Origin of the sequence: Streptomyces sediminimaris (genome assembly GCF_047049295.1) — a bacterium.
Taxonomy (GTDB): Bacteria; Actinomycetota; Actinomycetes; order Streptomycetales; family Streptomycetaceae; genus Streptomyces; species Streptomyces sediminimaris.
In genome coordinates this window covers 2570868-2596655 of the sequence record NZ_JBJWOT010000001.1, presented here as the reverse complement: position 1 = coordinate 2596655, position 25788 = coordinate 2570868, and the positions used below count along the sequence as shown (strand labels likewise).

The window sequence follows — 25788 nt, the reverse complement described above, 5'->3', positions numbered from 1 at the left end:
CTGCCCACGCTCACCTCCTGCCCGCGCTCACCCCCTGCCCGCGCCCGCTTCCTGCCCACGCCCGTCTCGTCCCTGCGCCCGTCTCGCCCGTCTCGTACCTGCGCCCGTCTCGTACCCGCACCGGTCTTCCGGGCGCGCTCGTCCCGACCGCGCCCGGCGCCGCTCCCGCGGTGTCGTGCGTCCGTACCACTTCCTCGTCCACGTCTTCCTTTTCTTACTTTTCTTCCTTTTTTCCTTGTCTACTTCGCCGTCCCCTGGGAGGGCTGAGGGGAAAACGCCATGAGTTCAGTCGTCATCGCCGTAGTGGGAGTCGTCGTACTCCTCGTCCTGATCGCGCTGGTCGTGATCACCCGTTACAAGGTGGCCGGCCCGAGCGAGGCGTTCATCGTCACCGGGCGGCGCGGCAAGAAGGCCACCGATCCGGAGACCGGCCGGGTCTTCACCGACAACAGCGGGCAGAAGGTCGTGGTCGGCGGCGGTGTGTTCGTCGTGCCGTTCGTACAGCAGAAGTTCAGCCTCGACCTGTCCTCACGGCACATCCCGGTCGCGGTGCGCGGCGCGGTCACCCTGCGCGGGGTGAAGGCCAACCTGGACGGCGTCGCGATCGTCAAGGTCGGCGGCAGCGAGGACGCCATCCGCGCCGCGGCGCAGCGGTTCCTGATGCAGCAGGACGGCATCGTCGGCTTCACCCAGGAGGTGCTCTCCGGCGCGCTGCGCGCGATCGTGGGCCGGATGTCGGTGGAGGACATCATCCGCGACCGGGCCGCGTTCGCCGGGCAGGTGGCGGAGGAGGCCGAGGCGAGCCTGTCGGGACAGGGACTGGTGCTGGACGCCTTCCAGATCCAGGACATCACCACCGAGGGCTCCTACCTGGAGGACCTCGGCCGTCCCGAGGCGGCCCGCGCCAGGCAGGAGGCCGACATCGCCGAGGCCGCCGCCCGGCGCGCCGCCGAGCAGGCCCGGCTGAAGGCCGAGGAGGAGATCGCGGTCGCGCAGCGGACGTTCGCCCTGAAGCAGGCGGAGATCAAGGCCGAGACCGACGAGGCCGGAGCCCGCGCCTCCGCCGCGGGGCCGCTCGCCGAGGCCGCCCGGCAGCAGGAGATCCTCACCGAGCAGGAGCGGGTCGCCGAGCGGCAGGCCGCGCTGACCGACCGTCAGCTCGACACACAGGTCCGCAAGCCCGCCGACGCCGCCCGCTACCAGGCCGAGCAGGAGGCCGAGGCCCGCCGGATCGCGCTGGTCAAGCAGGCCGAGGCGGACGCCCAGCGGTCCCGGCTGACCGGTGAGGGCGAGAAGGCGCACCGTGCCGCACTCGCCGAGGCGGTACGCATCGAGGGCGAGGCGGAGGCGGCCGCGATCGGCGCCAGGGGCGCGGCCGAGGCGGAGGCCATGCAGAAGAAGGCCGACGCGTTCGCCCAGTACGGCGACGCGGCCGTGCTGCAGATGCTGGTCGAGGTGCTGCCGCAGGTCGTCGCCAAGGCGTCCGAGCCGCTGAGCGCGGTGGACAAGATGACGGTGATCTCCACCGACGGGGCGAGCCGGTTGTCGCGCACGGTCGCCGACAACGTGGCGCAGGGCGTCGAACTCCTCGGCTCCACCACCGGAGTCGACCTCGCCGAGCTGCTCAAGGGCATCACCGGGCGGGCCGGGGGCGCACAGGTCGCGGCCGCGGCGAGCGGCCCCGAGGCGGCCAACGGAAAGATCGAGATCAGCGGGTGACGCCGCCCTCTCCCGGCACCGGGCCGCCACGACGGCCCGGTGCCGGGAGTGCGGGTTTCCGGGCTCCGGGGGGCAGGGACCGCCACTGCTCCCGGTCGAGCGGTGCTCACGCGTCCACCCGGGGCGGTGCCGGCCCGGCGGCGGGGGTGGCGCCCGACGGGGTGGCACCCGACGGGAGCCACGACAGCCAGCGGGGCAGGTACCAGGTGCGCTCGCCGAGCAGGGACAGGACCGAGGGCAGCAGGACACCCCGTACGACCGTCGCGTCCAGCAGGATGGCCACGCCGAGCCCGACCCCCATCTGCTTGAAGTCCTGCATCGACAGCGTGGCGAGCACGGCGAACACGGCCACCATGATGACCGCCGCGCTGGTCACCACTCCGGCCGTGCTGCGGATGCCGTGCGTGACCGCCTGCCGGGTGGACAGGCCGGATTCGTGCGCCTCCCGGATCCGCGAGACGACGAACACGTGGTAGTCCATCGACAGCCCGAAGAGGATGACGAACGCGAACAGCGGCAGCCACGACTCGATGGCGTCCACCCCGTGCGTGCCGACCAGCGAGGCGCCCCAGCCGTGCTGGAAGACCGCAACCATGACGCCGAAGGCGGCCGCCACCGACAGCAGGTTGAGCAGGATCGAGACCACGGCGATGGTCACCGACCGGAACGACACCAGCATCACCAGGAAGGCCACCGCCATCACGAACGCGACCACCGGCACGATGCTCCGGCCCAGCTGGTCGTTGAAGTCCATGGAGAACGCGAGGTCACCGGCGACGTACGCGTGGACACCGGACACCGTGCCGAGCGTCGCCGGCACCACGTCGGTGCGCAGCGTCCGCACCGCGTGCCGCGAGGTGGCGTCCGAGCCGTCGCCCGCCAGCGGCACACTGAGTTCCACGACGTTCTGCCGCTGATGGGTGGTGACCTGGACCGGGCGGTTGACGAGCCCGGTGTCCAGGGCGGCGGCGGTGAAGCCGGTCAGCGCCCGGCGCACCGCCGGGGAACGGACGTCGTCGGCCTTCACGACGACCTGGGCCGGACTGGCCCCGCCGGGGAAGGCGGCGCTGATGTGGTGGTACGTCTGGATGATGGAGGTGTCCGACGGCAGCTGCTTGTCCAGGCTCAGCTTCTCGGTGTGGATGCCGAGGACGGGGGCGGCGAGCAGGAGCAGGAACGCCCCGGCCGTCACCGCCGAGACGGCCGGACGGGCCAGCACCCGCCGCAGGATCGCGGCCCACACCCGGCTGCCGCCCTGGGGGCGGCGCAGTCGTCCCAGGCCGGGGGCCCGGCCCCACTCGACCCGGTCGCCGAGCAGGGACAGCAGGGCGGGCAGCACCGTCACCGAGCCCAGCATGGCGACGAGGACCACCAGGATCGTGCCGACCGCGAACCCGTCGAAGAGCAGCATGCCGGACAGGAACATGCCGGACATGGCCACCACCACGGTCAGCCCGGACACCAGGACCGAGCGTCCCGAGGTCGCGGCGGCGACGCGCAGGGCCGCCGCCGGGTCCCGTCCGTTCGCCCGCTCCTCCCGCTCCCTGCGCAGATAGAACATGCAGTAGTCCACGCCGACCGCCAGCCCCAGCAGCAGCACCACCGAACTGGTCGTGTCGTCCACGTGCATACGGTGGCTGATCACCGCGAGCAGGCCGTTGGCGGCGAAGAAGGCGGTCATCGCCAGCACCACCGGCAGCGTCGCGGCCAGCAGGGCACCGAAGGCCGCCAGCAGGATGCCCAGGGCCAGCGGGATCGCCGTCCACTCGGCGCGGTGGAAGTCCTTGAGGATGGTGTCCTGGAACCACTTGCTGCCACTGGCCTGGCCGTACTGCTCGACGCGCAGCTCCGGATGGGCCGTCCGCACCTGCTGCACCGAGGCCAGCACCGGCTGGACCCGCTCGTAGGCGGTGCTCGCCTTGCCGGTCATGGAGAACTCCACGAGCACGCTGTGCTTGTCGGCCGAGACCAGGCCCGCGGTGTACGGGTCGCGCAGGTCGGTCACCTCGCCGGTGGCCCGGAGTCCGTCCGTCAACTGCCGTACCGCAGACCTGAATCCGCTCGCGGTGGCGAGGCCGGTGTCGCTGCGCACCAGCACCATCTCGCCCGCGGGCGGCAGCAGACCGTTCCGGTCCAGCACCCGCCACGCCCGGGCGGTCTCGCCCGTGGCGTACTCCTGGTCGCTCATACGCTGTTGGCCCGCGGCCGAGCCGATCAGCGTGGCCGCCACCACCATGACCAGCCAGCCCACGATGGCGGCGGTCCGGTGGCGGGCGCTCCAGCCGCCCAGCCGCGCGGCGAGATTGCGTCCGGGTGTCATGGCAGCCCCCTGCACGGTCGCCACCGCGCGGCTTCACTCCGGGTTCGCCCCCGCGCGGTGCCCGTCATACCCACCCTTCCGAGGACCGGCGCTCGCACGCAGTGGGCCGAAGGTCCCGTGCCGGGGGGCCGTTCGCCGCCGACTCCGTTTGAACCCCAGGGCACCCGGCCGCCGTTGTGCGGTCACGACCGGCACGGTGACCGGCCGGTCGTCGAGATGGGAGGTCGCGATGCCCGCGCCACTGTTCACCCCGCCGGAGCCGACCGGCCGGTCCGCCCGGTCCGCCCGGTCCGCCCGGTCCGGCGTGTTCCCCCAGCCGGGCCCCTACGTCTCCTCCGGCCCCTACGCCCCCTACGTTCCCTCCGGCCCCTCTGAGCCCTCCACCTCTTCCTACGACCGCTCCCGCCTCGGCCCGCGTGGTCTGCTCAGCCGGCGGCGCGGGGCCTCGTCGGACCTGGACGGATCCGGATGCCGGCGTACACGGCCGCCGCGCGTCGGTGACGGTGCCCCGGAACGCCCCGCCTCGCCGCTGCCCGCCCCGCTGCCCTCCGCCCTGCTGCCACTGCCGGCCGGGTTCGAGCTGAACCGTGACCCGGCCGCATCCGTCGTGCCTGCGTAGGCGACAGCTGATCGCCGATCCGGCGCAAGCGCGATCTGAGAGGCACGTTCCATGCGCAGACGCTCCATCCTGCTGGCCCTGTTACTGGTCGTCGTCGGTGCGACCACCACGACCTCGGTGTTCCTGAGCCGGCACCACGACGCCGCACACCTCCACGGGGCGCCGGCCGCCGACGTGGGCTCCGCCGAGCACACCGTCACCTTCCAGAACAGGACGGACGGCCGCATCTGGGTCGGCAGCAACGTCAACGCCGACGGCTCGGCCGCACTGACCGGGCTGCCCGCCCTGGACCCGGGCCAGTCCGCCACCATCACCGTCCCCGAGCACGAGGGCGCCGGGCACTGGCGCGGCACGTTCTTCGCCCGGCAGGGCTGCTCCGGCGAGGACGGCACCACCTTCCACTGCGCGGTCGGCGACTGCGGCCCCTACGCCGACCACTGCACCACCGGTCAGCAGCCCACCAGCCTGGCCGAGTTCAACTTCGACCCGAGCGACTCGCTGGCACCCTGGTACGACGTCAGCTACGTCGACGCCGTGTCGACCGCCGTCACCATCACCCCGAACGACGTGACACCGCCCGAGACGGGCGAGTGCGCGGTGGCGGGCTGCGCCGTCGACCTGCTGTCGTCCTGCCCGCCCGAGGACCTGACCAAGGACGGGGCCACGGGCAGGCCGCTGGTGTGCGTCAACCCGAACCGCGACGCGAAGACCCCCTACAGCGACGCCATCAACCAGAAGTGCCCCACCGCGTACGCCTGGTCCAAGCAGGACGCGGAACCCGGCAACCGGACCATGTACCAGTGCACCAAGTGCAACGGCATGACCGTCACCTTCAACGGGTCCGGCGCCGGCGCGGCACCCGCCGCCAGCACCCCGCCCGCCTCCGGCACCACCACCGCTGCCTCGACCCGCAAGGGCGTCAGCCTCAACCCGGTCGACGGCGCCTCCCAGGCGCTGGCCGACTCCGGCGCGTCCTGGTACTTCAACTGGGCCTCGTCGACAGACGGCGTCACCAAGCCGAACGGTGTCGAGTACGTCCCGATGATCTGGGGCCCCGGCTCGGTCACCGACGAGCAGCTGAACAGCGCCAAGCAGCAGGGCACCGAGCTGCTCGGCTTCAACGAGCCGGACTCGGCCGGCCAGGCGAACATGACCCCCGAACAGGCCCTGGACCTCTGGCCCAAGCTCCAGGACACCGGTCTGCGCCTGGGCGCTCCGGCCGTCTCCCACGGCGCCGACACCCCGGGCGGCTGGCTGGACCGCTTCATGCAGGGAGCCGAACAGCGCGGCCTGCGCGTCGACTTCATCCCGCTGCACTGGTACGGCGGTGACTTCGGCCCGGACGCGGCCAACCAGCTGCGCGGCTACATCCAGGCCGTGCACGACCGCTACCACAAGCCGATCTGGCTGACCGAGTACAGCCTGATCGACTTCTCCCACGGCAGCCCCCGCTACCCGAGCCGGCAGCAGGAGACCGACTTCATCCACTCGTCGGCGCGGATGCTGGACGGACTGGACTACGTGGAGCGTTACGCCTGGTTCACGCTGTCCACGCAGACCAGCCCGACCGGACTGTACGACGGTACGACCGCGAACGCCGCGGGCCAGGCCTACCGCGAGGTGAGCTGAAGGGAGTGCAGCCTCTCCTCGATCTTCGCGGCGTCCGGGTGATCGAACTCCGCGAAGATCGCCAGGGCCTGGCGCCAGCTGCCGCCGGCCGCATCCGGTTCACCGGCGGCCAGCTGGACGTCGCCGAGATGGCCCAGGGTGTGGCCCTCGCCCCACCGGTTGCCGATGTCCCGGTGGGTCGCGAGGGCCTGCGCGTAGTACTCGACCGCGCGGTCACGGGCACCCAGCCGGTGGTGCACCGTGCCGAGCACGTCGAGGGCGACACCCTCGACCCACCGGTTGCCGCTGGCGCGCAGCACGACCAGGGCCTGCTCCAGACAGGCCACGGCCTCGTCGAACCGGCCGAGCCGCTGGTAGGCGTCGCCCAGGTTGCTCAGCGCGATTCCCTCGCCCCAGGCGCTGCCGACGGCCCGGTCCAGGGCCAGCCCGCGGCGGCAGTACTCGACCGCCTTGCGGAGCCGGCCGGTCTGGAGGTAGGCGTCGCCCAGGTTGCCCACGGCCCGCAACCGGCCTTCGGCGTCCCCCAATTCCCGGCAGACGGACATCGACCGGTGGAAGTGGTCGATGGCCTCCTCGTAGCGGCCCGCGCAGCGCAGCGCCGCGGCAGTGTCCGCGAGCGCCTGCGCCTCGCCCGCGCGGTCGTGGGCGGCGCGGGCGGCGGCCAGGCCCGTGCGAGCGGTGTCGAGCCAGTCGCCCAGATGACTGCGGAGGTAGAAGAACCCCCACAGGACGGCGGGCAGCCGCCAGGCGATGCCCGGCTGCCCGGACGCGGCGGCCTGGTGTACCGCGCCGACCAGGTTGGACCGTTCGGTCTCGCACCAGTCCAGGGCCTGGTCGTGGGCCGTGAAGGACAGCGGCCGGCAGGAGGCCGGCGGGGACTCGAGCGGGATCCGGCCGCGGTTGGGGGTGATCAGCGGATAGGCGGCGTCCGCGGTGTGCAGGTACCAGGACAGCAGCCGTTCCTCTGCCAGGTGCCGCTCCCGCGGTGTCTCCTCGGCGGCGACGCGTTCGGCCGCGTAGACACGCAGCAGGTCGTGCAGGGTGTAGCGGCCGGGGAAGTGCTCGGTGAGCAGGTGGGCGCGGGTCAGCTCGATGAGCAGGGTGCGGGTCTCCCGTGGGGTGAGCCCGGCGAGCGCGGCCGCGGCGGGCGAGGACAGGTCCGGTCCGGAGTGCAGGCCCAGCAGCCGGAACAGCCGCGCGGCGGGTGGGGACAGGGCTTCGTAGGAGGAGGAGAAGACGGTCCGTACGTCGATGGTGATGTCGTCCCCGGCGAAGGCGTCGAGGCTGTCGTCGCTGTCGCGCAGTTCCGCGGCGATGGCGCTGAGCGGGAAGTCGGGGTGGGTGGCGGCGCGGGCGGCGACCACGGCGAGGGCCAGCGGCAGCAGGGCGCACCGCGTGACGATCTCCTCCGCCGCCTCCGGCTCCTCCGCCAGCCGCCGGGTGCCGAGCCGGCGCGCCAGGAACTCGTGGGCCTCGGCGGACGTCAGCTGGTTCAGCGTCAGCGGGTGCGCTCCCTCGCCGGCGACCAGGCCGGTGAGCTGGTTGCGGCTGGTGACGATGACGAGGCAGCCGGGCGAACCGGGCAGCAGCGGGCGGACCTGCTCGCTGTCGCGGGCGTTGTCGAGCAGGATCAGTACCCGCCGCTCGGCCAGCACGCTGCGGTAGAGCGCCGTCTGCGCCTCCAGACCGGCCGGGAGCCGCTGCGGGGGGACACCGAGGGCGTCGAGGAGAATGCGGATCGCCTCCTGCGGGGGCATGACGGAGCCGGTCGGATCGAAGCCGCGCAGGTTGATGCAGAGCTGTCCGTCGGGGAAGCGGTCGGCGACCTGGTGGGCGAGGTGCACCGCCAGGGTGGTCTTGCCGATGCCCGCCATGCCGCCGATCGCGCTGATCAGCAGCGTGCCGGGAACGCTTCCGTCCAGGGGCAGCAGCCGCCGGGTCCGCTCCAGTTCGGCGTGGCGTCCGGTGAAGGCGGGCAGGTCGGCGGGGAGCTGGGCGAGACGGGGGGCGTAGCCGGGCCGGGCGGCGGCCGGCCGGGAGGGTGTCCGGGCCGGGCCGGTGGCGGAGGTCTCTTCGTCCGGGGACGGGCGCTGGTGCGGGACCCGGCTGGTGCCGTCCTGAGCCCGGTGACCCAGGACCGCCTGGTCCTCCTCGCCCGGGCCGGCCCGGCCGGAGCCGGCCGGGAGCCGGCTCGGCGAGTCGGCCTCCGTGGCATGCGCGGGATCCGCGGCTCCGGCCGCGGCCGCACCGGCCGTACGGTCCCCGGCGCCCTGCACGGTCCTCGCGCCGACCGCTGGGGCCGCCGGGTCGCGCGGCGCGGAGTCCGTGGGCAGGACCTGCGGGTCCGAGTGCGGTGGCAGGAGAGAGGTCAGGGACGTGTCGGACGCCAGGATCCGCGCCTGCAGGTCCCGCAGGGGCGCGCCGGGCTCGATGCCCAGCTCGGTCACCAGGGTGGTCCGGGTCCTGCGGTAGGCCGCAAGCGCCTCGGCCTGTCTCCCGGAGCGGTAGAGGGCCAGCATGAGCAACCGGCACAGTCCCTCCCGCAGCGGGTGCTCATCGCTCAGCGACATCAGCTCGGCGATCACCTGCCCGTGGCGGCCGAGTCGTACGTCGAGGTCCAGACGGCTCTCCAGTGCGTTCAGCCGTTCCTCGGCCAGCCGGGAGCGCTCGGTCTCCGCCAGCGGACCGGGCAGGCCGGCCAGCGCCACGCCCCGCCACCGGTCGAGGGCGTCGTGCAGCAGTTCCGCCGCCGTGGACTCGTCGCCGGCGGCGGACGCCCTGCCCGCGTCCGCGACCTGTCGTTCGAACACGGCCAGATCCAGGGCGTCCGCGGGTATCTGGGCGCGGTACCCGTCTCCGACCGAGACGATCGTCCGGGGCGGCTCGGCCGGGGCGCGACCGGGTTCCAGCACTTTGCGCAGACGCGAGACGTACGTGCGCAGGACGGACACGGCGGCCGTGGGCGGCTCGAGGCCCCAGACCGCGTCGACGAGTTCGGCGCGTGTGACGGCCTGGTCCCGCCGCAGCAGCAGTGCGGCCATTACGGCTCGTTGCTGCGGCGAACCCAGGTCCAGTTCCCGGTCTTTGTGCCAGGCCCGCACCGGGCCCAGCACGGAGAAACTCAAGGCAGTTAAGTTCGCGGCGTTCACCCTGCGGACTCTAGTGACACTTCGTGTGCCCGATGTTGCACAGGTGTTGAACTGTTTCTGTCCGGGGACCGTTGCGGTACCCCGTAACCGGCTGGCCGGAGCGTCCCGCCGGACCGGACCGGATCGAACTAGACCTAACCTAACCGAACCGAACCAGACCGAACCGGACCTCATCGGCGCGAGGCCCGGCCCGCGGGGCTCACACCGTGAACTTCACCGCGTCGAGCCACAGGTCGTTGCTCAAGGTGCCGCCGAAGACGAAGTCGGGGCGCGGGTTGACGCAGCCCCACTGACCCCAGGCGGCACCGCGGACGTGGGCGGACTGGCAGATCTGCCCGCCGCTGCCGATGTTGATGGCGAAGCCCAGCATGTTCGGGGCGCTCTTCTTCGCGCTGCCGATGTAGATGTCCTTGCCGTCGGCGGTGTTGGCGGTCCAGTGCGGCTTCCAGACTCCCTTGCCGTCGGTCGACTTCGGATTGTGCACGAAGGCGTTGGCGGCCACCCCTCCGGTGCCGCGCACCGCGATGTTCAGGGCCTTGATCGCCCGGTTCTGGTTCGTCGTACCGGCCACCGTGCCGTCGCACACGGGCTTCTGCCAGCCCCGTCCGGCCACGTACGCCCGGTAGCAGATGTGCCGTCCGGGATCGTCCTTGGCGAGCCGGTTCACGGCGGTGGCGGCGGTGTCCGGCGCCGGCTTGGCGGTCACGGTCTCCGTGGCCTCCGGCGGCCGGACGGTCACGGTGGTGGTGACCCCCGTGGCGCCGCCCGCGTGCGCGGTCCCTTTCGGCTTGGGCTTCTTCTTCCCCTCCGGCGAGGCACTGGGCGACGGCGACAGGCTCGGCGACACCGAGACGGTCGGCGTCGCCGTCGGACGGTGGCTCGCCGGGGGCCTGCTCAGCTCGTCGCTGGCCCCGGCGGCCTTGTCCTTCTGCCCGTCACCGTTCGAACCGCCGCCCAGCAGCGCGAGCGGCACGATGACGAGGGCGGCCACACCGAGGGCCACCGGCCCTACGACCAGGGGGCGGTGGAGCAGACCGGGTGACCGGTACTCGTCGTCCGACTGCCGCGTCGCACGCCCGTCGCCGTCCTTCGAGCGGCGCGGCAGCGACAGGGAGGGGACATTGCGGGAGAAGGAGGACAGCGAGGGTCGCGGCAGCGCGAACCGCGATTCTCCGAGGTCGTCGTCGGCGGGGCCGTCGTTGAAGTCCTCGTGAAGGCCGTCCTCGTGGAGGCCGTCCTCGTGGAGGTCGTCGTCAGGATTGCCGCCGGACGGAGCGCCGAAGTCCGAAGGCTCGGCTCCGGGGACGTCCTGGGTGCCGGAACCTGACCGCGCGGTGTCGCTCTGCTCGAAGGGTGCCGGGGGAACTGCCGTCTCGGCCGCGTCCTCGGCCCGCCCCGGCGGGGGCGGCATGACCGGCTCCTGCACCAGCTTGCTCGAACCGTCGGGGGCGACCTCGACGAGCGTCACCTCCGCGACAGAAGGATCGGATATGGCCGCCGTCACAGGGGAGTTGCGCTCGCGTGCGTGGCGGTGCAGCGTGTCGAGGACCGCCTCGTCGACGGACTGCCCGCCCGCCGCGTGCACGGGCACCCCGTCGATGGCGGCGGAGCCGTCGGCGTCGATGAACACCGAGAAGTGCGAGGAGGGTCCGGAAGCCTCCGCGAAGGGCTCCCGCTTGCTGAAGTTCACCGGATCCCCGGGCACAGCGCGCTGGCCCGCCACGATCGCGTCGTCCGTCTCTTCGTCCCGGCTCATGCCTTGTCCTTCCTGGCGTTGAGGCTGTGAGCTACAACGGCGGGTGTGGGGGCACGGTTCAATGGCCGCGCGGGGTGCGGTGGGGCGTGTCGCTCGGCGGGCGTCGGGTCAGCGTCGGCGTGGCCTGTTGGCAGAAGAGGCCGAGGTTGTCTGCGGTGCGGCGGCGGGTGTCGTGGCGCTCGTGGCGCTCACCGAGGCGGAACGGGGCCCTTGCTGCGTCACGTTGACGCTCCCGGCGCCGACGTACGTGATATTGACGTTCGTCGCATGGAAGGTCAGTGCCCGCGTGTCGGATACGGGATTCGACGGGGGCGAACCGACGTCGGCCCCTGGGGCGGGCGTGGCGGGGTGGGCGGTGCTTTCCGCGAAGTTCACCGTGGCAGAAGGGCCGTCAGGCCGTGACGCGGGGTGGGCGGTGGCCGCTGCGAAGTCCCCCACCGTGGCGGACTGCTGCACCGTGGGGGAGTGCTGGGCACTGTCGGGGACCGCGGGGGTGGGGAAAGGAGCGTCGAGACGGGAATCTGCAGCCTCCTCCCCCGGATCTGGGCCGTCCTGCGGCTGAGTTCCCCTGCCGGCCTGTGTGGACATGTCCTGCTCTCGGGGGTCGAACAGCGTGACCGCGTCAGCGTCTCGCGACCGCCACTGCGGATCCCTGGCCGGTTCGTTCACCGGGCCCTGCTGCGACATCCCGGGAGCCGGCGCCGATTGCGACGCCTGATCCCTGCGCGGCGGTTCGGTCCTCCGGAGCAGGTCCTCCACCACCGGCAGTTTTCCGGCCTCGTATGCCTGCTGCAGCACGGGGTCATCGGAGATCCGCTCCAGGACGGCCTTCAGGACTTGCTCGAGCTCCGGAATCGAGAAATCGGCCACTTTCCGGCGCGCCGAGTTCTCGGAGGCGTCGGCGGGCGGAGTGCCGTCACCGCGTCCGGGCGGCGACTGCTTCGTCAACCGGTTGCGGCCGGCAGACTCTGAGGCGCGGGGTGCGTACCCGTCGCCGCGGGAGGAGGGACGAAGATCCCCTTGTCGGGGCGGGTAGCTCGCTTGCTCCGGCCGGCTCGGGGTGGGCCCTGCAGTGCCTGAGCCTGAGGAGAACGTCCTGCGCAGCCATTCCCCCAGTCGGGCCAGCGCCCCCGACCGGCCGGGCCGACGTTGCGGCCGCGGTTCACTTGCTCGCAGATCCTCGCCGATCAGCTCCTGTGCCAGTTGCTGCGGAGCCGTAAGAGGTGGGGGCCTGGTCCACCTGGATTCGGGACGTGCCGGCCGGCTGCCCGGACTGTCAACGGCCATGCTGGCCCTCCCTCTCGCCTGTTCCGTGAACGGGTCCCCTCGGGGCACGGGTCCTGACACGAGACACGACGGGAGGCGGAGACGAACGGTTCAATACTGGCGGGAGGGACGGCAGGTCGGCGTGTGTTCGCCGACCTGCCTGGCTGTTTCAGGCTTGACCGGGCGGTGGGGGCGGCGGAGGCGGAGGCCCGAATGGGTCAAGGGCGTCGACGGTGGGCTTCTCCTTCCCGCGGTGGACACCGGGCTTGCAGCCGGCGAAGGGCCCCATCGGATCCCGCAGGGAGTTCATCACCGGTACCAGGTAGTCGCGGTGCCAGTTCGCGGGCCCGCACATCCCGGAGCCGGGACCGGTCAACTCGCCCCAGGCGAGCCAGAGACCGTGCAACTGGGCGACCGCTTCGGGATGCTCCCACCAGCGGGAGCACCAGGGCTGGGTGGAGGTCACCTCCCTGCCGTAGACCGGCAGCAGCACGTGGTGTGCCCACAGGGTCAACTGGCGCAACGCCTCCACATATTCGGGCCCCTGCTTGTAGAGGATGAAGTGCGAGGGGCTCGGGGGTTCCTCCTGAGGGGCCGTGCTGTCCGCCTTCGTGTCGGCCTCCTCGGTAGCAGCGGCACCCCGCGCTTCTGCGGAGACCGCGACGGCCTCAGTGGGCATGGCAGCCCCACCTTCTCTCGGCAGCTATGGCTTGGTTCGTGTGTCGACACCACGTGCACACACCGCGTCCGGTTCAACGGCAACTGCGGACCGGCGTCCGTGCACGGAGCCGAGCCCGTGCCGCGTCCGCTTGAACCGTCCCGAACCCGGCCCCGTTGTAACCCTTTGAAAGCAGGTTTCATGATCTGCGGAAGGGCACCCGACATGCCGACACAACCTGTACGCGGCTTCTCGTTCAACCGGGGCGACGGCCCAGGAAGACGGAATTCGATCCAAGCCACCGGTGACGCTGTGATAAACATGCCGTCCCCATCGGAGACGCAGCCCTCAGCGATCATCCACGACCAGCGGTCCGGGTTGTACTACGCGGCTGTCATGGGCAGCAAGGGCATCGAGGTGCTCAAATGGGGCGCGGAACACGCAGGGGGCGCCGCCAGGTGGATGTGGGAGCACGACACGGAAACCAAGCAGTTCGTCAAGCTGACGGCCGAAATCCTCCAGGCCGCGGGCAAGTTCGTGCAGGCGTATGCGACGTCCGAGCAGTACAAGACATACGGGAACATCGCGCAGCAGTTCGGGGCCGGCACGGCGAGTATTGTCAACGGTTATGACACGGCGAAATTCGCACACTCTTCCTGGCAAACGGGCAGCGTGATGGACGGTGTCAAGGCGGGGGCCGCGTTCATGGGCGCCGTCGGGGGAATCACGAACGCCACGGGACAAAGTAGCGCATTGCCCGCCGATCAGGGGAAACAGCAGCAGGCGATCGGACACACCTTCTCGGCCATCGGGCTCACCGCCTTTGGTGACACAGAGGCCAAAAAGCAGGCAGCGGCGCTCGCGAACCAGTCCAAGCGGCTCAACTTCATGCTGCAGGACGATGATTCGCAGCTCGACCTGACCCAGCCGATGGAATCGCCCGATGCGATCGAATCGTCAAATGACTCGTACTTCCAGTCGAGTTCGGCAGCCCTGTCGAACTCGGTGGCGTACCCGAAGCGGCAGCCGACCCAACGAAATCGCCCTCCGCTGACACAACAGCCCCCCTATATGTCCGGAGGCCTCCCCACGGTGCCGGCAGGCAGGACACTGCCGCCGAGTCCTCCGAAGAGGAAGGGGTCGAACGGCAGTAGTGACGGTGGCAGCGCAGAACGGCCCAAGGGGAAAGAAAGAGAGAAGGGAAACCGAAGGAACGGGACAGCGCGGCGCTGACCCTGACGGAGCGTCTTCCCCACCCGCGCGAAGTCCCCCATCAAGATCCCTGGCAGATACGAGGCTGGTGGTGTCGGTCCGCGTCTCGGCGTGCACGGCGGAGGTGAGGTGACCGGCGGCATGGGCGAGGTCGTGAAGGCGCCCGCAGACCGACTGCCGCGCAGTGGCTCCGGGCGGACGCCGTACACGTGTGAACCGGTACGGCCCCGTCCACGTTGTGGTTACCAGGAAGATGACCACAACGAAGGGGCCAAGGGAAAATGGACAAAGTATGGGGCCTGTTCAAGATAACTCAAGACGCGGCTCCCAGCAGTCGCACACCGCGTGCAGACGCCCAGCAGCATATCCGTAGTGTGCTGGCGCAGAACGGCGTGGACCCGGACAGGGGCGACACTGTGGGGCACGGCGTCGCGGCTGCTATCGGCGCCATTCAGGCATTCGCCGGGGAAAAAGGTGCCCGCCGGGTCGACACCGTGTTCAAGGATCCGAATCTGTCGCAGTACTACGCTCTCCCCTCCAACCATCCGAACGCGCCGGCAGCGCACGCGTACATAGCACAAAAGGAATTGGAATACTGGCAGGGCGAGCACGCGAAGAATCCGTCAGAAGGCACCGCAGCTGCCCTCCAGTTCACGAGGGACGAGCGTGTCTCGTTGCAGCGGGGCTTCGCCCAGTTGGACAGTTACGGAAGAATGTTCAACCGGCAGTACCAGCAGGAGTTCAATCCGTCGGGGGGCCACGCCCAGACCACCGGGCCGAACGCCTACTACGCCCAGCAGTCCGCGTACGCAAGCCAGTCCGCGACGTCCCAGGCAGGGGTGCAATACCCGGGCCAGAACGCCAGGCAAGCCCCGAAGAAGGGAAACTCTCACTGAGTGTCGTCTCGTAAGAGTCCAGAAATGGGCGAGATTGCATGTGGGAGCAGACAAGGTGTGCTGAAACGGCCCAGTGGTGCTTGACGGCCGGTAATCGGTTCATCGGCTCTTGCGGCGGAACGGCGCCCCCGGTCAACCGGGGGCGCCGTCTTCTGCGTGATGCCCAGGCGATGACCCGGCGTCAGGACGTGGACCACGGTGCTCGCCGCGCGTCGCGCCGCACTGATGGAGAACAAAGAGCCGGTGCTTTCGAGCAGCGCGTCACCACCGCGATGCAGTTCTCACGCGTCCGGCCGCACCACCCCCAGGATCTGCATCGACCCCGCCGGCGACACATACACCCAGCGCCCCGGCCGCGGCGCCTGGATGATCTTTCCGTCGCCGATGTAGAGCGCGACGTGGCTGGCGTCGGCGAAGTAGATGATGAGGTCGCCGGGGCGCATCCTCGACACGGGGACGTGCTTGAGGCGGGCCCACTGTTCCTCGGAGGTGCGGGGGATGGCGATGCCCGCGTGCAGCCAGGCCTGGGAGGTGAGGCCGGAGCAGTCGAAGGAGTCGGGGCCCTCGGCGCCCCAGACGTAGGGCTTGCCGAGCTGCTTCGTCGCGTAGGCGATGGCCTTGCGGCCGGCCGCGGTGGCCTTGGTGCCGGCCTCGTCGAGGACGCCGGTGCCGACCCACTTCGCCTGGGCCCTGGCCGCGGCCTGCTTCTCCAGCTCGGCCAGGCGGCGCAGTTCGTTCTTCTGCAGCCGGGACTCCAGGGCGCGGGCGGCGGCGATCCGCTTCTCGATCTTGTCGCGGTTCTCGGCCATCGCCCGGCGGCTCGCCCGGAGGTCCTTGAGCTCGGCGGTGGCCTCGTCGGTGCGCCTGCGCAGTTCCTTGCGGACCGCCTCCAGGGCGCTCAGCTGCTCCTGCGTGCCCTGCTGCGCCTGCTGTGCCAACGCGGCGTCGTCCAGGGCGTGTGCGGGGTCGGCGGCGAGGGCGAACTGGACCTCGGCGGGCAGCCCGCCACCGCGGTACTGGGCCCGGGCGGCCGCGCCGAGCAGCGCCTTCAGGCGAGCCTCCTTCCGCCCGGCGCGCTTCACCTGGCCGTCGAGCGTGTCGACCTTCTTCTGCTGCGCGGTGGCCTTCTCGTCGGCGGCGTTGTACTTGTCGGTGGCCACCTCCGACTGGTGGTACAGGCCGTCGAGCCGCTGACGCACCTCGTCGAGGGTCGCGGCGCCCGGGTTGGGGGCGGCGTGGGCGGGCGCCGGCGCCGTCGCCGCCGCGGTCAGGGCGCACAGCAGGGTGAGGGCCGCCGCCGTCCGGTGGCCGTGTGCGCGCGGGGTCCGTGTCATGCCGTCCGAAGCTCCCTTCGCAGCCGACGTGGTGACGGCTTCGCCCACACAACGGCCCCGCTTCGCACGGTGGTTCAAGTGATCGCGGGTGGCGTGAACCACGGTGGGCCGCCAGCCGTTGTGGCCTGTCGTGGGGGCCCACGCCGGTCACGGGACATCCAGGACAGGGCCATGGAGCGGGGCCCTCGACGGGCCGGCCGAAGAGGACAGGGAGACCGGATGGATGCGGAGTTGGTGCTGCTCGCGCTGTGCACGGGATTCGGCCTCGGCTTCATGGCGCTGGCCGTGCGAGCGGTCCTGACGGCCGTGCGGCTGTGGGCGCGCGGTCTGCGCGTGACGGGCCGGGTCACCGGGCGTGCCCCGGCCGACCGGCGGCGCGGCGGGGTGGTGCACTTCTTCGATCACCTCGGGCGCGAACTGGTCCTCGATCCGGGGCCGTACGCGCCGTGGTGCGGGCTGCCTCCCGTCGGCGGCACCGTCCCCGTGGTCTACGTACGGGACAGGCCCACCGCGGCCCGGCTGTGGACCCTGCGGCATCTGCTCGCCCCGTCGTTCGGGTGGTTCCTGTCCTCGACCGTCGCGTTCGGTACCGCCGTGACGGTGACGTCTTGACGGACGGGGACTCCGGACGTCTCCCCGAACTCGACGTCCTGCGCGGCTTCGCCCTGTTCGGGATCCTGCTCGTCAACGCCGAGCTGATGGCCGGACCGTACGCGGCCTTCGGCGGGGGACCGGGGGCCGGTGCACTCGACCGGGCCGTCGCCTGGACGGTGACGGCGCTGACCGACACCCAGTTCTATCTGCTCTTCTCCTTCCTGTTCGGCTACAGCTTCGTGCTGCAGCGGCGGTTCGCCCGGCAGCAGGGCGCCGCCTTCGCACCGCGTCATCTGCGGCGTACGGCGGGGCTGTTCGGGCTGGGGATCCTGCACGCTGTCGTGCTCTACCCGGGCGACATCCTGATGACGTACGCCGTCCTGGCGCTGGTGCTGTACGGGCTGCGTGACCTGACCCCGCGGACCGCGTTGCGGCTGGCGGCGGGCCTGGCCGTCGCCCTCGCGGTCCTCCTGCTGGCGTACGGCCTGCTGACCGTCGCCGCCGCCGAGCCGCTCACCCCCGCCCAGTACGCGCCCCGTGTCGCCGGCACCGTCGCCGCCTACCGCGGCGGCGTCCTGTCGGTTCTCGGCGCCCACCTGCACGACCTGCCGTCGACGCTCGGCACGGATCTCCTGTACCTCCCCCACTTCCTGGCCGCCTTCCTGGCGGGACTCGCGGCGGCCGAGCTGCGGCTCGTGGAACGGTGCGGACGGGACCGCGCATGGCTGCGCCGCGTCGCCCTACGGTGCCTGCCGGCCGGTCTGGCCGGCGGCGTGCTGACCGCCTGCTGCGCCGACTGGCCGCTGGACAGCCGCTGGTTCCTCGTCGGGCACGCCGTGGCGGTGCTGGCGGCGCCCGCACTGGCGGCCTCGTACGCCTGCGGGCTGCTGCTCCTGGTGCGCGGGCGGGCCGCCCGCGTGCTCGCCGCGGCCGGGCGGATGTCACTCACCCACTACCTCACCCAGTCGCTGGTCCTGGCCCTGGTGTTCACCGGGTACGGCTTCGGGCTCTACGACCGGGCAGGCACCGCCGCCGTGACGGCGGGGTGCCTGCTCCTGTACGGCCTGCAACTCGCCGCCGGCCACGCCGTCGCGGCGCGGGTGCGGTACGGGCCGGCCGAACTGCTCCTGCGTACCGTCACATCGGCGCGGCGTCCCGCACCCAGCGGCTCCGCTTCTCCAGTGCGACGCCACCGGTCAGACGAGCCGCGGCCCGTGCGGTGATGGCCTCCGCCTCCGCCTTCGCCTGTGCCGAGATGAGACCCGCGCCGGGCTCCTTGTACCAGGGGCGCAGCCGGATCAGCGCGGGCCGGATGCCGGTGGCGAGCAGGAGGGCGGTGCCCTTGGGCAGGGCACGGATCTTGTCGGGCGGCAGGATCGACTCCTGGCGGTAGGAGTACGAGCGCTGCGAGCCGTCCTTGCTGCGGGAGACGCTCGGCGTCCTCACGTCGTGCTGGCCGACGAGGGTGGAGATCTTCTGCACGAAGTCGGCGTCGTCCAGGCCCGCGCCGAGCAGCTTGACGGTCGCCGCGCTCCACAGCGCGTCCATCCCGGGCTCGCCCCACACCCGGACGCCCTGGCGGTAACTCTGCAGCAGGGTCACCACGTTGATGCCGCGGGAGCCGAAGTGCGAGTACAGGTCCGGCAGATCGGAGATGCGGCACACGTTGGCGGCCTCGTCGAGGACCGCGGTCAGCGGCGGGTCGAGACGCCCGCCCATCCGCTCGGCGGCCACCACGCCCGCCCGCATCGTGGCGTCCGCGAGGCCCGCGATGACACCGGCCGCGGAGCCGCCGCCGTCCTTGGACAGCAGGTAGAGGGTGTCCTTGCCGACGACATGCCGGTCGGGGCGGAACTCGGGCAGATACGGATCCGGGGTCACCCAGGCGAGGATCTCCGGGTCGAGCAGGCAGGACACGGTCTGCCGGGCGGTCTCGTAGATGCCGTCCCTGGTCTCCACCGCGCCGCGCACCGTGCCCTGCAACTGCTCGGCCATCGCGATCAGCCGGGCGTCGCGCAGCAGGTCGATCGGCGTGCGGTCGGCGGGGTCGGCGAGCCAGCCCAGCAGGTCCTGCACCGGGGCCCCGCCGCGCGCCGCCGCCAGGAAGAGCGCCGTGAGGGTGTTCTGCGCGGCCGAGATCCAGAAGTCCTTCTTCGCGGTGTCGTCGTTGACGGACGCGACGAAGTGCCCGGCCAGCCTGCGGGCGCCCTCGATGGTGCCGCAGTCGCCCAGCAGGTTCCACCACATGGCGCGCTCGGTGTGGGCGATGCCCTGCGGGTCGAACGTCCACACCCGGCCCGCCTTCTCGCGCTCTGCGCGGGTGACGGCGTAGACGTCGGACTTGTTGGAGGTGAGCAGGACGGCGCCCTGGGCCCGCAGCACGCGCGGGATCGCGATGCCGGTGGACTTGCCGGCCCGCGGGGCCATCAGGTCCAGCTCGACGTCCTCGTAACTGCTGCGCAGCTCTGGCCCGCCGGGGTCGAGGTCGCCGAGGAGATTACCGGTCTCGTCCTCATGGAGGTCCGCCCGGCCCTTGAGACTGGGGCGCAGTTCGCGGGCCCGCGCCTCGATGCCCTTGGGGCACATGCTCGCCAGCTCACGCCGGCCGGCCAGGCCCTTGGTGCGGCTCGCGCGCGCCAGCAGGAACCGTACGAGGAACGCCGCGGGCACCGCGATCAGGGCGAGCAGACCGAGCATGCCGCCGTAGACCGCGGCCGGCGACGTGCCCGGCCACACGCCGCCCGCACCGTCGGAGACGAGGTGCCCGGCGGTGGACAGGGCGAACGGCGGGGCGTCCCAGCCGTGACCGGTGACCCCGGCGCCGAGCGTGCCGCCGGCCCAGCCGACGGTGAAGACGGTGAGGGAGGCGGCGGCCACGGCCACGATCGCCCACGGGGCGAGGTCGTGCAGGGCGCCGGTCGAGCGGGGCCGGCCGGTCACGCGGTCCACCTTCCGGGCAGGGGCTGTGGTCCTTCCTGGGCGGCCCGCGCCACCTCGCGGGTGGCGTGCGCGACGGCCTGCTCGACGGCCTCCTCGTCGGGCGTCCAGCGGGTGTTGGTGTTGTGCAGCCGGCGTTCGGCGTCGGTGATGGCCACCTTGATCGGGATGCCCGGCCGGCCGCCGACCTTGATGAGGAAGCGGCCGCGGCCGGGCGGCTCCTCGTGTTCCCCGGAGACGCCCCAGCCGGGGGGCGAGGACCAGGACGACACGAGTTCGATCTCGCGCCGGGACAGGCCCACCACCCGGCCGAGCTCCTCCATCTCCTGCTTCGGCAGCCCCGCGCACACCACCATCCCGGCCCGCTCGACGAAGCCGCGGGCCTTGGCCCGGTCGGAGTCGGTGCCGAGCGCCTCGGCGTCCTTGAGGGTGTGGGTGATCTTGGCGTCGCCCAGGCCCAGGGAGCGGTTGAGACGGGTCAGCGCGTCGATGCGGTCGACGATGCCGGAGGCGGCGCGCAGCGGGCGCCACAGCTCGTCCAGCACGGTGAAGAACCAGCGCCGGGGCGCGAGTCCGGCGTCCGCCAGGGCGTGCGAGGCGGCCACCGTGCCCAGCCCGTCCGACCAGGCGGCGAGCATCGCGGCCGCGGTCAGCTGGGTGTCGGCCTCGCCGATGCCGGAGATGTCGATGCACACGGCGGGCGCGTCCGGGTTGATCCGGGTCGACGTCGGGGAGGCGAAGGTGTCGCCGAGCGGGCCGTCGAGGATGCCCAGCAGGGAACGGTGCAACGGGTCGACGGCGTCCCGGTAGCGGGCCTCGTCCCCGCGGTCGAGCGTGACCGCACGCACCCGGTCGGGCCCCTCGCTGAGCACCCGCAGCACATCGGGCAGCAGCGCCGGCCGGCTCAGGGCGGTGCGCTCGCGGATGTGGTGCAGGACGGCGGAGAGCACCGACTGCTCGTGGTCGTCCATCGGGCGGCCGCGCACGATGGTGACCAGCGCGGCCACCATGTTCAGCACCCGGCCGTGCGTCTCGGCCTTCAGGACCTCGCCCGCCTCACCGCCGATCTTCGCCGCCGCCGCGCCCATCGCGCCCGGATCCAGGACGTTGATGCCGCCCCGGCCGCGGCCGATGGAGATCACCTGGCCGCCCAGCGCGCGCACGGTGTCGGCGTAGTCGGGCTTGAGGTCGCCGAGCACCAGCGGCACCACGCCGGTCGCGGTCAGCCCGATCAGCATCCGGTTGACGAGGGTGGACTTGCCCAGGCCCGGCATGCCGAGCATGAACAGGGACGGGTTGGAGATGTAGCGGGCACGCGTGAACCAGTTGAGCGGATCCCCGCAGACCGTGGCACCCGTGAACAGATGCTGCCCGAGCGGCACCCCGGTCATCGGCGAGCCGGAACCGGCGGCGAACGGCCACATGCCGCAGGCCTGCACAGTGGTGGCACGCCACATGGTCGGCGGATCCAGGTAGCCGACGCGGCCGCCGCCGGGGCCGTACCAGCCGCGCGGCGGGACGTACGGCTCCTTGGGGCCGGGGTCCTTCTGCTTGCCGGACCGGTTCTTCCGCTCGGGCCTCTCCTTCATCCAGTCCGCCTCGACGTCCGGCAGCGGAGCGCCGGGGCCCGCGCGCCACGCCAGCTCCTCGAACTGCCGGTCCGCCTGCTCGGCCCTCTTCTCCTCGCTCCGGCGGCTCACAGCGCCTCCTGCAGTTCACTCGGGATCATGGTCTGCTCCCACGGGAGGATCCCCGCGGGGAGCGTGCAGCTGAACGCCGCCGCCTGCATCCGGTCGGCGGGGCGCATCAGCACCCGGGAGGCCGCGGTCAGATTGCGTACGGCGACGGTCGCGTCGGCCAGCTGGTCCACGTCGTCGACGGTGACGGTCAGCATCAGCGAGAACTCCACGAGCCCGGCGCCCGCGGCCTCCTCCGTCGCGGTCTGCTCGGCCGCACGCATCTCGGAGGCGGCGCGCGCCTGCATCATGCCCCGGCGCGAGGTGGCCATGAACTGGGCGGCGCGCCGGTCCGACTCGACGATCCGCGCCGACGTGGCCGGGTCGAGGGGCTTGTAGACCAGCGCGACCCGCTTGCGGCGGGTGCCGGGGCTCGCCTCCAGCAGGCCCCTGAGCACCGAGGACCGCACGGTGCCGCGCGGTGCCAGCGTCAGCATCCAGGTCCGGGACACCCCCGAGTCGTGCTGGTAGCTGTTCACCGTCTCCACGGCGGCGGACGGTCCGGCGTCCTCCCACTCCAGGCCCGTGCCGCCGTGCTGGGCACGGGCGTCGAGCACGTCGCCGGCGACCGCCGGGTCGTAGGCGACCCGGACGACCTCGGCGATCCGCTCGGCCGACAACGGGTACGCGGCCCCGCCGCCGGCCGCGACGAGTCCGCTGAGCAGACCCGGGATGCGGATGGCGAGGTCGGTGACCACATCCTCCTTGCTGCGCCGCTGGCCCGGGTGCGGACCGTAGGTGAGGGTGACGTAGGTGTGCATCTCGGAGGAGGCCGTCGGGTAACGCTCGACCACCTCCTCCATCACCGCGCGGGCGGAGGGCGGCGCGTCGGGCCGGATACGGGGCAGCACCTCATGGGCGAGCGTGGTGCCGGGGTCGGGCGCGGTCTCCACGATCAGGGAGGCGCCGCGCAGCCCGGGCTCGTGGGCCAGCCGCGCCAGCCACTCGCCCCACAGGGCGACCCAGACGTCGACCTGGTCGGAGTCGACCAGGGAGCCGCCGTCGGGATCGCAGCCCAGCACGATCGTGTACAGGTTGCGTGTCGGGTGGTGCAGGATGCCGAAGGGCCGGTCGTAGGCGTCCCGGCCTTCGGTGGCGGTGACCTTGTTGAGCAGGCCCGGCGGGCGGAAACGGCCGCCGGGCCGGGCGGACAGCGGGCCGGAGACGTACAGGTGCGCGCCCCTGGCCTTGCGGCGGCGCCAGCTGATGCGCAGGGCGACCAACTGGTAGACGTTGCGCCCGTCCTGGGTGCGGACGGCCAGCGGCACCAGGAACAGCAGCATCATCAGGATGACGAACAGTGCCGCGTACAGCGAGATCAGGGACGCGATCAGGGCGACGACGAGCCCGCCGAAGACACCGATCGTGCCGACCAGCCCGAGTGGCCCGAGCCCCGGCCGCCGTGGCCGGCGCCAGTTTCCGTAGGTCGGCTGGGAGACGGCTTCCGTGGACATGGGCGTCCGGTTTCCCTTCGTGAGGTGATGGAGCTGCGGGGGTGGATGCCGGGGAGCAGGCGGGGCCGCCGGACTCCCGGGGGAGCGGGGAGTCCGGCGGCCCGTTCAGGGCGGCGGCGGTGTACGGGTCCGGGCCGCCGCCCGGGTCAGCGGGTCACTGGTGCCGGCTCGGGTTGTGGCCCTGGTCGCCGTCGGCGCCGTCGACGGCACCGGAGGCGGCCTTGCCGAGGATCTGCACCCCGGTCAGCACCGCGCCGGCCACCGCACCCACCGGTCCGGCCGCCGCCGCGGCCCGGCTGCCGGCAGCGGCGCCGCCGCCACCTCCACCGCCTCCACTGCCCATACCGCCCGGGCCTGTCCTGCCGCTGCCGCCCGAGGTTCCCTGGGCACCGTTCGCCCCGGACGATCCGCCACCGCCCGTGGTTCCCGACGCGCCGCTGGGCCCGGCAGGCCCGGCGTGGCCCCCGCTGCCGGAACCGCCGCTGCCGCCCAGCGACTTGGCGCCGCTGGCGAGCTGGCCGCCCACGCCCTGCATCGCGTCGGAGTACGCGGAACCTCCGCCGAGTGCGGCGGTGGCGGGCACGATGAGTTTCAGCAGAGCGGGCAGGGCGACCGCGGACAGGAGCATCACGCCGATGCCGGCGATGCGTTCGTCGATCTGGGGGTCCTTGCCGGCCTTGCTCTGCGTGAACATGGCCGCACCCGTGTACAGCACGAGACCGGCCGCCGGCTTGTACAGCAGCCAGGCGATCATCCAGCCGATGTGCTTGCGCCACCATCCGGCGCCCCAGTCGGTCATCGAGGCCGACGCGGCCAGCGGCAGGGTGCCGAGCAGAAGGATCATGACGCCGAGCCGGATGTACATCAGGATCGTCTGGATGATCCCGCCGATCAGCAGCAAGAAGGCCAGGACCAGGAGCAGGATGGCCTCGGAGGTGGAGCCGGTGCTGCAGGAGCCGACGTTCGACAACACGTTCTGGGCACCGTTGTCGAACAGGTACTTGGCGTAGTCGTCCGCCACCCTGGCGGCGGCCAGGACGACGGTGGTCGCCGCGCCCGAGACCAGGACGACCCGGAGTATGCCCTTCAGAGCGGTCGTGCCCGCGGTGGGTTTCCGCTCCAGGGCCATGCGGGTGCAGGCGACGAGGATCGAGCCGACCGCGAGGTAGACCACGAGCCACTGGGTCTGGTTGCTGACGTCCTTCGGCGTGCCCGTTCCCGTCAGGGTGGGCACGTTGACCGTCAGGGTCGCGAACACCTTGATCGCGGCAGCGAGGATGGCCTTGGCGATCTGGTCCAGGATCGTCCCGATGGGGTTGCCGAGGAAGCTGAAGAAGCCCGTGAAGAAATCCACGATCGGATTGCCGGACGAGTCGCAGTTCATGCCGCACCTCCCCACGGGATGTAGCCGCTGGGGCTGCCCTGGACCGGTGCCACGGTCGTGTACAGGGAGCCGTCGTCGGTGGGCACGAGCTTCCAGTCGCCGCTGCTCCAGCGCACCACGATCGTGGTCGTCCCGTAGCCCTGGGTGGACGCGAGCAGCAGGCGGATCTTCGCCGTCCTGCTCGTGTACGAGGTCACCGAGAAGCCGACATATGAGGCGACCGGAGCGCCGCCCGTGTCGGCGGCGCTGTCCATGTCCTGGTAGGCCGAGCGCTGGAACTCGAACAGCTTGCGTCCATTGCCTTCCACCACCTGTTGCCGACTGACGGTCTTCCAACCGGACCCGCTCATCTGGGAGGGGATGACGGTGGCGGCCAGCGCGGCACCGACGGGGGTGTGCGCGAAGCACCAGTGCACCGGCCCGTCCGTCCGGGTGGGCCCGGCCGACGCGGAGACGGGTATCCGCCCGACACCGAGCTTGTGCCAGGTGATGTCCTTCGGTGCCGACTTGGGCAGCGTGCTGCCCGCACCGTCGTCGGTCCGGCAGCCCTGGGGACGGCCGTTGCGCGGCCCGGAGTTGTGGGACAGCGGGCCGTCGGCCGCCGCGTTCGCGTCGTCGCCGCCGGACGTCAGGGCGATGAACCCGCCGACCAGCACGACCAGGCCGAGGAATCCCGCCGACCACTGCCAGCTGCGCTGCTTCCAGTACGGTCCCGGTTCCGGGGCCCGCCGCAGCCTGCGTAGGCGATTCTCCACGGGACGGCTCACTGGAAGACGAAGGTCATCAGCGGACCGGCGCTGGAGATCAGCACGCAGCCGCCCAGCACCATGCCGAGCCGGCTCATGTGCTCCGAACTCTCGCCGCGCTTGAGGGAGACGGCCATCATCGCGCCGGTGATCAGCACACCCAGCACGCCGGCTGCCGTACCCGCCCAGGAGACCGCGCCGAGCACCTTGTCGACCTTGTCGCTCAGCCCGGGGACGGACTGGCTCTTGGGCTGGGGCACGCCTGCGGCGAGGATGTTGTGGGCTTCGAAGAGTAGCGAGGACATGGGGATCTCCAGGGAATCGACGCCCGCGCGAGCGGTGGGCGAGAGATTGGTGTCGGTACGGAAAGGTGTGCGAC

At 71.9% G+C, this 25788-nt stretch carries 19 protein-coding genes; 7 read left to right on the top strand and 12 right to left on the bottom strand.

The window, feature by feature from the left end:
- The first annotated feature begins 279 nt into the window (after window positions 1-279).
- Window positions 280-1719 carry a flotillin family protein gene (locus ACJ9NR_RS12160; protein WP_412487557.1) on the top strand — a complete coding sequence of 480 codons (1440 nt, stop codon included), beginning with the start codon at window positions 280-282 and terminating at the stop codon, window positions 1717-1719.
- 106 nt (window positions 1720-1825) lie between these two features.
- Here ACJ9NR_RS12160 and ACJ9NR_RS12155 read toward each other — a convergent pair whose 3' ends face one another.
- Window positions 1826-4039, bottom strand: coding sequence for an MMPL family transporter (locus ACJ9NR_RS12155; protein ID WP_412487556.1), 2214 nt, complete (start codon window positions 4037-4039; stop codon window positions 1826-1828).
- Window positions 4040-4268: 229 nt separating this feature from the next.
- On the opposite strand from ACJ9NR_RS12155, the gene ACJ9NR_RS12150 reads away from it, so the two are divergent.
- Window positions 4269-4658: a hypothetical protein gene (locus ACJ9NR_RS12150; protein ID WP_412487555.1), complete on the top strand. Its 390-nt coding sequence runs from the start codon at window positions 4269-4271 to the stop codon at window positions 4656-4658.
- 51 nt (window positions 4659-4709) lie between these two features.
- The gene (locus ACJ9NR_RS12145) at window positions 4710-6287 is read left to right on the top strand and encodes a glycosyl hydrolase (protein WP_412487554.1); all 1578 of its coding nucleotides are present in this window, start codon (window positions 4710-4712) and stop codon (window positions 6285-6287) included.
- Here the strand turns inward: ACJ9NR_RS12145 and ACJ9NR_RS12140 are convergent.
- The 4 genes from ACJ9NR_RS12140 to ACJ9NR_RS12125 form a co-directional block, all read right to left on the bottom strand.
- Window positions 6269-9412, bottom strand: coding sequence for an AfsR/SARP family transcriptional regulator (locus ACJ9NR_RS12140; protein ID WP_412487553.1), 3144 nt, complete (start codon window positions 9410-9412; stop codon window positions 6269-6271). The two genes, ACJ9NR_RS12145 and ACJ9NR_RS12140, sit on opposite strands and share 19 nt — an antisense overlap.
- Before the next feature lie 223 nt (window positions 9413-9635).
- The gene (locus ACJ9NR_RS12135; RefSeq protein WP_412487552.1) at window positions 9636-11192 is read right to left on the bottom strand and encodes a hypothetical protein; all 1557 of its coding nucleotides are present in this window, start codon (window positions 11190-11192) and stop codon (window positions 9636-9638) included.
- Between the two features lie 108 nt (window positions 11193-11300).
- Window positions 11301-12140, bottom strand: coding sequence for a hypothetical protein (locus ACJ9NR_RS12130; RefSeq protein ID WP_412487551.1), 840 nt, complete (start codon window positions 12138-12140; stop codon window positions 11301-11303).
- Window positions 12141-12627: 487 nt separating this feature from the next.
- On the bottom strand, window positions 12628-13137 hold the full coding sequence (locus tag ACJ9NR_RS12125) for a DUF4913 domain-containing protein (protein ID WP_412487550.1): 510 nt from the start codon (window positions 13135-13137) through the stop codon (window positions 12628-12630).
- Window positions 13138-13512: 375 nt separating this feature from the next.
- Here ACJ9NR_RS12125 and ACJ9NR_RS12120 point away from each other — a divergent pair, with 375 nt between their 5' ends.
- Together ACJ9NR_RS12120 and ACJ9NR_RS12115 are read left to right on the top strand one after the other, a co-directional pair.
- On the top strand, window positions 13513-14349 hold the full coding sequence (locus tag ACJ9NR_RS12120; protein ID WP_412487549.1) for a hypothetical protein: 837 nt from the start codon (window positions 13513-13515) through the stop codon (window positions 14347-14349).
- A 260-nt stretch (window positions 14350-14609) separates the two neighbouring features.
- Window positions 14610-15224, top strand: coding sequence for a hypothetical protein (locus tag ACJ9NR_RS12115; protein ID WP_412487548.1), 615 nt, complete (start codon window positions 14610-14612; stop codon window positions 15222-15224).
- 281 nt (window positions 15225-15505) lie between these two features.
- On the opposite strand, the gene ACJ9NR_RS12110 is transcribed toward ACJ9NR_RS12115, so the two are convergent.
- Window positions 15506-16558 (bottom strand): C40 family peptidase, encoded by a 1053-nt coding sequence (locus ACJ9NR_RS12110; protein ID WP_412487547.1) that lies wholly within the window; start codon window positions 16556-16558, stop codon window positions 15506-15508.
- 219 nt (window positions 16559-16777) lie between these two features.
- On the opposite strand from ACJ9NR_RS12110, the gene ACJ9NR_RS12105 reads away from it, so the two are divergent.
- Together ACJ9NR_RS12105 and ACJ9NR_RS12100 are read left to right on the top strand one after the other, a co-directional pair.
- A complete protein-coding gene (locus tag ACJ9NR_RS12105) occupies window positions 16778-17170 on the top strand; it encodes a DUF3592 domain-containing protein (RefSeq protein WP_412487546.1) in 393 nt (130 codons plus the stop codon).
- Window positions 17167-18375, top strand: coding sequence for a DUF418 domain-containing protein (locus ACJ9NR_RS12100; protein WP_412487545.1), 1209 nt, complete (start codon window positions 17167-17169; stop codon window positions 18373-18375). The genes ACJ9NR_RS12105 and ACJ9NR_RS12100 overlap by 4 nt, the downstream gene beginning before the upstream one ends.
- On the opposite strand, the gene ACJ9NR_RS12095 is transcribed toward ACJ9NR_RS12100, so the two are convergent.
- The 6 genes from ACJ9NR_RS12095 to ACJ9NR_RS12070 form a co-directional block, all read right to left on the bottom strand.
- Complete coding sequence (locus ACJ9NR_RS12095) at window positions 18290-20101, bottom strand: type IV secretory system conjugative DNA transfer family protein (RefSeq protein WP_412487544.1); 1812 nt, start codon at window positions 20099-20101, stop codon at window positions 18290-18292. The genes ACJ9NR_RS12100 and ACJ9NR_RS12095 overlap by 86 nt on opposite strands.
- The gene (locus ACJ9NR_RS12090) at window positions 20089-21678 is read right to left on the bottom strand and encodes an ATP/GTP-binding protein (RefSeq protein ID WP_412488809.1); all 1590 of its coding nucleotides are present in this window, start codon (window positions 21676-21678) and stop codon (window positions 20089-20091) included. The genes ACJ9NR_RS12095 and ACJ9NR_RS12090 overlap by 13 nt, the downstream gene beginning before the upstream one ends.
- A 107-nt stretch (window positions 21679-21785) precedes the next feature.
- Entirely contained in the window at window positions 21786-23279 is a 1494-nt protein-coding gene (locus tag ACJ9NR_RS12085) for an SCO6880 family protein (RefSeq protein ID WP_412487543.1), read from the bottom strand.
- Between the two features lie 154 nt (window positions 23280-23433).
- Entirely contained in the window at window positions 23434-24663 is a 1230-nt protein-coding gene (locus ACJ9NR_RS12080) for a hypothetical protein (RefSeq protein WP_412487542.1), read from the bottom strand.
- Window positions 24660-25418, bottom strand: a complete 759-nt coding sequence (locus tag ACJ9NR_RS12075) for a DUF8175 domain-containg protein (protein WP_412487541.1) — start codon at window positions 25416-25418, stop codon at window positions 24660-24662. The genes ACJ9NR_RS12080 and ACJ9NR_RS12075 overlap by 4 nt, the downstream gene beginning before the upstream one ends.
- Window positions 25419-25426: 8 nt before the next feature.
- On the bottom strand, window positions 25427-25714 hold the full coding sequence (locus tag ACJ9NR_RS12070; RefSeq protein ID WP_412487540.1) for a hypothetical protein: 288 nt from the start codon (window positions 25712-25714) through the stop codon (window positions 25427-25429).
- Between the last annotated feature and the right edge of the window lie 74 nt (window positions 25715-25788).